Consider the following 8,520-nt stretch of genomic DNA (forward strand, 5'->3'; position numbering starts at 1 on the left):
AGTATATGGATTAAAATGTTCAGAAAGCTGTAATTTATACGCGAAAGACCCGGAGGCCGATCTTCGGTCTTTTTTGCTTTGGAAGAGGCCTTGCGGGATTCGCGCATTTCATGGTATGTTGTAAGACGATATAACAGATAGAGGTGTAAGTACATGCGTATGCGTCACAAGCCTTGGGCGGATGACTACCTGGCTGAAAACTCTCATATTGTGATCAGCGAGCCGTCTCAATACAAAGGGAAATGGCATTCCGTTTTTGGAAATGACAACCCGATCCACATTGAAGTAGGAACCGGAAAAGGGCAATTTATTTCAGGAATGGCCCTGCAAAACCCGGATGTAAACTATATCGGAATCGAATTATTTAAAAGCGTCATCGTAACCGCTGTTGATAAAGTAAAGCAGACAGAGGCGCCGAATGTAAAGCTTTTGAACATTAATGCCAATATGCTTTCAGACGTTTTTGCAGACGGGGAGGTCGGCCGGGTCTATTTGAATTTTTCCGACCCGTGGCCGAAAAAGCGCCATGCAAAGCGCCGTCTGACCAATCAAGCGTTCTTGAAAAAGTATGAGCGGGTGCTCGGAGGCAAGGGAGCGATTCATTTCAAAACCGATAACCGCGGATTATTTGAGTACTCCCTTACCAGTTTTTCCGAATACGGACTCGTTTTGACGTTCGTCAGCCTTGATCTGCATCAAAGCGATTTTGAAGGAAACGTGATGACCGAATACGAAGAAAAATTCGCCGCTAAAGGCCAGCCGATCTACAGAGTCGAAGCTGAATGGCGAACATAAAAAACAGACTGCTTCCGGCGGTCTGTTTTTTTGCTTTCAAATGAAGCTGATTCGGGTTGCATTTTTTGCTACGATAGGAGGAGGAGGGATGAACATGGAAACTTTAACAATCGGACGAATCAAGCTGACATGGCTGAACGGAGGCGTCACGCACATGGACGGAGGCGCTATGTTCGGCGTTGTGCCCAAGCCACTTTGGTCTAAAAAGTATGACGCCAATGAGAAAAATCAAATCGAACTTAGAACAGATCCTATACTGGTTCAGAAAGACGGCACAAATTTGCTGATCGATTCCGGTATCGGACACGGCAAACTGACGGATAAGCAGAAACGAAATTACGGGGTCACCGAAGAATCGTCAATTGCTGACTCGTTAAAAGCACTCGGGCTCTCAACGGAAGATATCAACGCCGTTCTGATGACACATCTCCACTTTGACCATGCATGCGGATTGACGCGCTATGAGGGAGAAAGCCTTGTTTCCATGTTTCCGAATGCAGCGATTTACACGTCTGCGATCGAATGGGAAGAGATGAGAAATCCGAATATCCGCTCCCAAAATACATATTGGAAAGAAAACTGGGAAGCGGTTCAGCATCAAGTGAGGACCTTCGACGAGAAGCTTGAAGTTTTGCCCGGAATCACGATGCATCATACAGGCGGCCACAGCGACGGCCATTCCGTGATCGTTCTCGAAGATGCCGGCGAAACGGCCCTTCATATGGCTGACATTATGCCGACGCACGCTCATCAGAATCCTCTCTGGGTGCTGGCGTACGACGATTATCCGATGACATCGATTGCGGCGAAGCAAGCATGGCAGGCGAAAGCCGCCGAGAAAAACGCCTGGTACATTTTTTACCATGACGCCATTTACAGGGCATTAAAATGGGATGAAAACGGCGAGATTGCAGAGTCAGTAAAAAGAGAAAGGCGCTAAGCTATTTTGGTGAATGGTTTGCTTTATTGTTATCCATCCTAAGGATAACTAACTTTTGAAAGGAAGACGCCGGGTGAGCCACAATAAACTGAATGAACAAGGGATCGAGACGCAATTAAGAGGATTTGAAGTCCTTGCGACGCCCCTGCTGAACAAAGGGGTTGCCTTCCCTCCGGAGGAAAGGGAAGCCCTCGGCTTGACAGGATTGCTTCCTCCCAAGGTGCTGACGCTTGAAGAACAGGCAAAACGGGCGTATAAACAGTTCCAATCACAGCCTGATGACTTGAGCAAAAACGTCTATTTAACGGCGCTTCACGATCGAAATGAAGTGCTGTTCTACAGGCTTCTGAACGACCATATGACAGAAATGCTGCCGATTGTATATACCCCGACTGTCGGAACGGCAATCCAGCAATACAGTCATGAATACAGGAAGCCGCGGGGGCTGTTTTTGTCGGTTCATGACCCTGAAGGCATGAAAACGGCATTTGAAAATCTGGCCGCTAAAAAAAGCCGGATCGATTTAATCGTGGCCACTGATGCTGAAGGAATTCTCGGAATCGGGGATTGGGGAGTCGGAGGCATCGCCATTTCGATCGGAAAGCTTGCCGTTTATACTGCGGCTGCGGGCATCGATCCTAGCAGGGTCCTTCCCGTTATCATTGATGCGGGGACGAACCAGGAAAGGCTTCTCAATGATCCGCTTTATGTCGGGAATCAGCATTCAAGAATAAGAGGCGAGCGTTATGAATCGTTTATTGATCAATACGTTCAAATCGCAACCGAGACGTTTCCAGGCGTTTTGCTGCATTGGGAAGATTTTGGAACGCAAAACGCCCGTCAGATTTTGAAAAAATACAAAGACAAAATTTGCACCTTTAACGACGACATTCAAGGCACAGGAGCAGTAACCCTCGCAGCGGTGCTTGCGGCCGTCAAAATATCGAAAATGCCCTTGAAGAATCATAAAGTGGTCATATTCGGAGCGGGGACGGCCGGAATCGGCAACGCAGAGCAAATTCGCGCCGCTCTCGTTCAAGAGGGGGTGTCGGAAGAGGAATCATACCGCCGTTTTTGGTGTGTTGACCGGAACGGTTTGCTGACAGATGATATGAACGACTTGCAGGACATTCAAAAGCCGTATGCGCGGCCTGCCGACGAGGTCAAAGACTTCAGCCGGAACGGCCCGGGGGATACAATCGATCTGCTTGAGGTGGTAAAACAAGTGCAGCCTACCATTTTGATTGGAACCTCTACTGTATCGGGCGCATTTACAGAAGAAATCGTAAAAGAAATGGCGAAGCATGTAAAACGGCCGGCTATATTCCCGATGTCCAATCCGACACCGTTATCTGAAGCAAAACCTGAAGATTTGATCAAATGGACGGAAGGACGGGCGCTCGTCGCCACAGGAAGCCCGTTTGCACCTGTCGATTACAACGGTACCCGTTATGCGATCGGCCAGGCGAACAATGCCTTTGTATTCCCCGGTCTCGGTCTCGGAACGCTCGTATCAAAAGCAAGGCTGATGACGGACAACATGTTTTACGCCAGCGCAGCTGCGATCGCGGGCATGGTTGATACCGGCCGGCCCGGCGCCGCGCTCCTTCCGGAGGTTGAGGATTTGCGAACGGTTTCCGCAACAGTGGCAACGGCTGTCATCAAAGCAGCCATAAAAGACGGAGTTGCAGAAAATGAGCCGGACGATGTGATTCAAGCGGTGCAGGATGCGATGTGGCATCCGGTCTACCGGCCGATTCGCGCCATATAAAAAAATGCGGCCTGAAATGGCCGCATTTTTTTGATGCTATGCTGCGGTATCAATCACATCTACGATCATGCCTGTTTTTGCATCAACCATGACTTCGTACTGTTCAAGCTCTCCGAAAGCGGAACGTGTAATGCCTGTTTTGTACACCATGACGGTTTCGCCGTTTACGGTATAGGCTTCCGGAACGGTATATATCCATGAACCGTCGATCGGGCCTCTCTGTTTAAAAGCGGATTTGACGATGCGCAGCGCTTTTTCAGAAGAAATGTAAGGCTGCATGACATATTGTTTGACAACAACGGCCGCGGCAATGCCGATGCCGGCCCCAAGAAGAAAATGGCGCAGTTTCATCTATTCAGCACCTCCAAAGCTTGTTTTTTTCATTATACAGAACATGTCCGTCCGTGTTAAGGATGGGCTCTCTTCTGGAAACACATCGCACACTTATGTAAAATGTAGAGAGATACATAAGAAAAGAGGGAAACAGATGAATCAGGAAACGAGAACGCTTTTTCAAACGCTGACGGAGCTCCCCGGCGCCCCGGGAAATGAACATCTAGTCCGTCGTTTCATGAAAAAAGAGCTTGAAAAATATGCTGATGAGATCATCCAGGACAGACTTGGAAGCGTGTTCGGCGTTAAACATGGACCTGAAGGCAGTCCGAAAATTATGGTGGCCGGCCATATGGATGAAGTGGGATTTATGGTTACATCAATCACAGACAGCGGACTGCTCCGGTTTCAAACGCTGGGCGGCTGGTGGAGCCAGGTTTTATTGGCTCAGCGGGTGGAAATCCATACGGACAACGGACCGATTCCCGGCGTCATCGCGAGCACGCCTCCTCATCTTTTGACAGATGAGCAGAGGAGACGTCCGATGGATATCAAAAACATGATAATTGATATTGGTGCGGATGACAGGGAAGATGCTGAACGAATCGGTGTCAAACCAGGCCAGCAAATCGTGCCGATCTGTCCGTTTACCCCGATGGCAAATGAAAAGAAGATCATGGCGAAAGCATGGGATAACCGCTACGGCTGCGGCCTCAGCATTGAATTGCTGAAAGAACTGCAGGGAGAAGAACTTCCGAACACGCTTTACTCAGGCGCGACCGTCCAGGAAGAGCTCGGCACAAGAGGCGCGCAAACTGCGGCCAATATGATACAACCTGACTTGTTTTTCGCGCTTGATGCAAGTCCGGCAAACGATGCGAGCGGCGACAAAAGTCAATTTGGCCAGCTCGGCAAAGGAGTGCTGTTAAGGATTTTCGACCGGACGATGGTGACGCACAGCGAAATGAGAAATTTTGTGCTGGATACGGCAGAGACTCATGACATCCCGTATCAATATTTTGTTTCCCCTGGAGGAACCGATGCCGGCCGTGTTCACATCTCAAATGAAGGCGTTCCTTCGGCCGTGATCGGTATTTGTTCAAGATATATCCATACATCTGCTTCCATTATCCACGTTGATGACTACCTTGCTGCAAAAGAATTGCTGCTCAAGCTTGTCAAAGCTTGCGACAGCTCTGCTGTACAGTCGATTTTGCGAAATGATTGAACAAAGAGACCCTGTGCCGCTTTACGCACAGGGTCTCTTTTTGATAATACAGTTACCGGCTTTCAAATACGTACGACAACGATTTAATCGCCTGATTGACAGTTTCTACGGTAATGTTCGCTTTGTTTGACAGTTCTTTTAACGGATGATGGAGTAACTCAGGACGGATGATGATCAGCGGCTTGCCTTTGGCAATCGCGTATGAAGCATCCATCGCCGTGTTCCATTGCTTGTATTTTTCCCCGAAAAGAGCGATGACCACATCCGCCTTGTTCATTAAAACAGAAGTTCGAAAATTGTTCAAATCCGAGGCTGCATCATCTTTCGCGATCGAATCAGCCTGCTTGCCCATAATTTCTTCACCGATGTTGTCGGAGCGGTCGTGATGTTCCATCGGTCCGACAAATGTGATCGGCAGCTTGAGCGATTTTGCTTTTTCCTTCACTTCTTCGCGCCAATTGCTATGTATTTCTCCGGCAAGATAAACGATAAATTCCATACATGCTCCTCCTGACTGTCATGGGATCATGGCGCAAGGCGCCTTAACGGATATTTTTACCCTATTACTTACCATGTTAAACGAGAATGGCTTGATAAAGCAAAAAAATTATGCTTATGATATGAAAGAGGATCGGATCGTTAAGATTTTCCCTTTTTAAAACGGGTAAGATACATAAAGAATCGTCCATCTTTTAAAAAAGCCGGCGGACAGCAAAAGGCTGGCGATAAAGCCGGTTGTCTGGTATGATCCGAATGGATGATAAGAACATATATTGGAGGCGTTGAGTGATGAAAACGATCGAGACGAATGAAGAACTGCAAAAAGTTGTGAAAGACGATTTATCCTTGCTGATGTTTTCGGCTGACTGGTGTCCGGACTGCCGTTTTGTAGAACCGTTCTTGCCTGAGCTTGAAGCGAACTATCCGGAATTCACATTCTATTATGTTGACCGCGACAAATTTATTGATACGTGCGCGGAGTGGGACATTTTCGGAATTCCGAGCTTCCTCGTATTTAAAGAAGGCAACGAAATCAGCCGCTTTGTCAGCAAAGACCGGAAAACGAAAGAGGAAATTGAGCAATTTTTAACAGATTCACTGAATAAGTAGCCGAAAGGAGAGTTCCCCTATGAAAATGACGTCAAGGAAACTTTCCGATATATTAAAAAAACGTTTGCAAAATGACAACTGGTCCTTTCATTTCGACAGGGAAAAAGACACCTTGAGAATCGAGGATCAAAACACTGGGAAAGGCATTACACTCGAACTCCCGGGGATCATCGCCAAATGGGAGCAGAAAAAAGATGATGCGATTGACGAAGTCGTCTATTATACTGAGGAAGCGCTCAATGCCATGAAAGGCCAGTCGCAGGAAATGGAAGGGCGGGAAAGTCTCATCTATCCCGTCATCCGCTCGACTTCCTTTCCCGAGAAGTCCAGCGCGGGCGTTCCCTTGGTTTTTGACGGCCACACGGCTGAAACACGAATTTACTACGCGCTCGACCTTGGCAACACATACCGGCTGATCGACGCAAAAATGCTTGAAAAAGAGGGCTGGACAAAGGAAAGGATTCGAGAAACGGCTTCCTTTAACCTTCGCTCGCTCCAAACCGTTGTCAAAGAAGACGCGGTCGCCGGCAATCACTTCTACTTTTTCAGAGCAAATGACGGCTATGACGCCAGCAGGGTGTTGAACGAATCGATTCTCGCTGAGTATGAGAAAAGCGCGGAAGGGACACTGGCGGTGTCAATCCCGCACCAGGATGTGCTGATTATTGCCGACATCCGCAACAATGCCGGATACGATATTCTCGGGCAAATGTCGATGAGCTTTTTTGCAAACGGCACAGTGCCGATCACTGCGCTTTCTTTCCTTTATGAGGATGGAAAGCTTGAACCGATCTTTATTCTGGCTAAAAACCGCCCTAAAAAGAAATGATAGAAAGGAATTTTTCTCATGAACGCATTTTATAATCCAGAAGGCGTAGGCGATACGCTGCTCATCTCATTGAACGATATTCCGCGCGAAGAGATCGCTTTTGAGCGCTGCGGAGACGTCGTGAAAATTTTTCATAAAGACACAAAGGAAACAGCAGGCTATAACATTTTTAATGTTTCCTCATATTTGAGCATTGAGGAAAACGGAGCTGTTGCACTTTCCGAATCCTTTGTCCAGGATGTGAATGAAATTCTGGTCCGCAACGGTTTGAAAGATGAGCTGACCGTGGATCTTTCTCCGAAGTTTGTGGTCGGATATGTCGAAGAAAAAGAAAAGCATCCGAATGCCGATAAATTGAGTGTCTGCAAAGTGAATGTAGGGAGCGAAACGCTGCAAATCGTCTGCGGAGCTCCTAATGTTGATGCCGGTCAAAAAGTCGTCGTAGCCAAAGTCGGAGCCGTGATGCCGAGCGGTATGATCATTAAAGATGCGGAACTTCGCGGAGTGGCGTCGAGCGGAATGATTTGTTCTGCCAAGGAGCTGAACCTCCCAGACGCGCCGAAGGAAAAAGGCATTCTTGTCCTTGATGACAGCCGGATAGCAGGAGAAGCTTTTACATTTTAACGGCATAAAATGAACAAAACTTTCGAATAGATGTAAAAAAGAAGCCGCTGGGTAGATAAACTTGGCGGCTTTTTTATTCGGAGGACGGACACATGAGAAGGACTTGTCCTTTTCTGGGTGGGGAAGCAGTGGTATACTTAAAACCGTCCCCGAAAAATTTAAGGGAGTTAGAGAGTGATGATTCATGAGCTGGTTTAATAAAATGTTCAGCCTGTTTTTAGGCGATGATGAAGATAATGAAAAACAAAAAAAGCACATAGAAGAGTTTGAGGCGGATTCATCTTTAGAGAAAGACGAAGAAATGCCGCAAATATCCGACGCAAAAGTCGTATATGAATATCCAAAAGGGAAATTCCGCTTCCCGGTTATACCTGATCAAAACTCGCGGCCGCGGGAAAAGGATGACAGCCGCGAACAAAGGACCCGCCGCCCGGCAAGCCGGCATTCAGCTTCCCAGCCGAAACCCGGCAATTCCTATCATCATGAAGAGAAAGCGGCGAAAAAACCCTTTAGGCCGTCCGTTATCCCGTCACCGGTTTACGGCTTTCATGAGCAGAAAAGAGCCAAACCGGAAAATTATACATATTGTGCAAACAATCAAATGGAAGCGCGTGTCACACTGTTTAACGAAGAAATTGAAAAAGAGCAGAAGGTTGCCGGAAATAAGCAGCCGGTTCGAGAAGAACCTTCCTTGCAAACTGAAAAGAACGGCCATCCGCTGACTAAAAGCGAGAGCCGCAATCCGGCGTGGCAGGCCGAATTTGAAGATGTCCCGCATATGTCTGAGGAAACGGAAATCCGCCGTGAGCAAAAGACAGAAGGTGGCGAACTCGCTGAAGAAAAAGCGCTGCGGCATGAATCCGAACGAACGGAAACCCCTGTCTCAACAC

The 8,520-nt window shown here is 47.7% G+C and carries 9 protein-coding genes and 1 pseudogene; 8 read left to right on the top strand and 2 right to left on the bottom strand.

Annotated elements, in window-relative coordinates:
- Window positions 1-153: 153 nt before the first annotated feature.
- From trmB to QMZ64_RS18125, 3 genes are all read left to right on the top strand, one after another.
- A complete protein-coding gene (trmB, locus tag QMZ64_RS18115) occupies window positions 154-795 on the top strand; it encodes a tRNA (guanosine(46)-N7)-methyltransferase TrmB (protein ID WP_265625919.1) in 642 nt (213 codons plus the stop codon).
- 94 nt (window positions 796-889) lie between these two features.
- Window positions 890-1,735: a YtnP family quorum-quenching lactonase gene (locus QMZ64_RS18120; protein WP_265625920.1), complete on the top strand. Its 846-nt coding sequence runs from the start codon at window positions 890-892 to the stop codon at window positions 1,733-1,735.
- A gap of 73 nt (window positions 1,736-1,808) precedes the next feature.
- Window positions 1,809-3,506 carry an NAD-dependent malic enzyme gene (locus tag QMZ64_RS18125; protein ID WP_265625922.1) on the top strand — a complete coding sequence of 566 codons (1,698 nt, stop codon included), beginning with the start codon at window positions 1,809-1,811 and terminating at the stop codon, window positions 3,504-3,506.
- Window positions 3,507-3,542: 36 nt separating this feature from the next.
- Here QMZ64_RS18125 and QMZ64_RS18130 read toward each other — a convergent pair whose 3' ends face one another.
- The gene (locus QMZ64_RS18130) at window positions 3,543-3,857 is read right to left on the bottom strand and encodes a PepSY domain-containing protein (RefSeq protein ID WP_020452616.1); all 315 of its coding nucleotides are present in this window, start codon (window positions 3,855-3,857) and stop codon (window positions 3,543-3,545) included.
- Window positions 3,858-3,993: 136 nt separating this feature from the next.
- Here QMZ64_RS18130 and QMZ64_RS18135 point away from each other — a divergent pair, with 136 nt between their 5' ends.
- Window positions 3,994-5,067, top strand: a complete 1,074-nt coding sequence (locus QMZ64_RS18135) for a M42 family metallopeptidase (RefSeq protein ID WP_265625923.1) — start codon at window positions 3,994-3,996, stop codon at window positions 5,065-5,067.
- A gap of 52 nt (window positions 5,068-5,119) precedes the next feature.
- Here QMZ64_RS18135 and QMZ64_RS18140 read toward each other — a convergent pair whose 3' ends face one another.
- A complete protein-coding gene (locus tag QMZ64_RS18140) occupies window positions 5,120-5,566 on the bottom strand; it encodes a YtoQ family protein (protein ID WP_265625924.1) in 447 nt (148 codons plus the stop codon).
- A 290-nt stretch (window positions 5,567-5,856) separates the two neighbouring features.
- Here QMZ64_RS18140 and QMZ64_RS18145 point away from each other — a divergent pair, with 290 nt between their 5' ends.
- The 4 genes and pseudogenes from QMZ64_RS18145 to QMZ64_RS18160 all read left to right on the top strand — a co-directional run.
- Window positions 5,857-6,177: a thioredoxin family protein gene (locus tag QMZ64_RS18145; RefSeq protein WP_003184462.1), complete on the top strand. Its 321-nt coding sequence runs from the start codon at window positions 5,857-5,859 to the stop codon at window positions 6,175-6,177.
- A 19-nt stretch (window positions 6,178-6,196) separates the two neighbouring features.
- Window positions 6,197-7,006 carry a DUF1444 domain-containing protein gene (locus QMZ64_RS18150; RefSeq protein ID WP_265625925.1) on the top strand — a complete coding sequence of 270 codons (810 nt, stop codon included), beginning with the start codon at window positions 6,197-6,199 and terminating at the stop codon, window positions 7,004-7,006.
- 18 nt (window positions 7,007-7,024) lie between these two features.
- The gene (gene ytpR, locus QMZ64_RS18155) at window positions 7,025-7,630 is read left to right on the top strand and encodes a YtpR family tRNA-binding protein (protein WP_265625926.1); all 606 of its coding nucleotides are present in this window, start codon (window positions 7,025-7,027) and stop codon (window positions 7,628-7,630) included.
- A 184-nt stretch (window positions 7,631-7,814) separates the two neighbouring features.
- Window positions 7,815-8,520, top strand: a pseudogene (locus QMZ64_RS18160) (cell division protein FtsK); the annotation flags it as partial.

Source organism: Bacillus sp. LB7 (genome assembly GCF_030449715.1).
GTDB classification, from domain to species: Bacteria; Bacillota; Bacilli; order Bacillales; family Bacillaceae; genus Bacillus; species Bacillus paralicheniformis.

What these genes read in the sequence shown, in the direction of transcription:
- trmB (WP_265625919.1), top strand. Translation starts at nt 154, where the DNA reads ATGCGTATGCGTCACAAGCCTTGGGCGGATGACTACCTGGCTGAAAAC.
- QMZ64_RS18120 (WP_265625920.1), top strand. Translation starts at nt 890, where the DNA reads ATGGAAACTTTAACAATCGGACGAATCAAGCTGACATGGCTGAACGGA.
- QMZ64_RS18130 (WP_020452616.1), bottom strand. Translation starts at nt 3,857, where the DNA reads ATGAAACTGCGCCATTTTCTTCTTGGGGCCGGCATCGGCATTGCCGCG.
- QMZ64_RS18135 (WP_265625923.1), top strand. Translation starts at nt 3,994, where the DNA reads ATGAATCAGGAAACGAGAACGCTTTTTCAAACGCTGACGGAGCTCCCC.
- QMZ64_RS18140 (WP_265625924.1), bottom strand. Translation starts at nt 5,566, where the DNA reads ATGGAATTTATCGTTTATCTTGCCGGAGAAATACATAGCAATTGGCGC.
- QMZ64_RS18145 (WP_003184462.1), top strand. Translation starts at nt 5,857, where the DNA reads ATGAAAACGATCGAGACGAATGAAGAACTGCAAAAAGTTGTGAAAGAC.
- QMZ64_RS18150 (WP_265625925.1), top strand. Translation starts at nt 6,197, where the DNA reads ATGAAAATGACGTCAAGGAAACTTTCCGATATATTAAAAAAACGTTTG.
- ytpR (WP_265625926.1), top strand. Translation starts at nt 7,025, where the DNA reads ATGAACGCATTTTATAATCCAGAAGGCGTAGGCGATACGCTGCTCATC.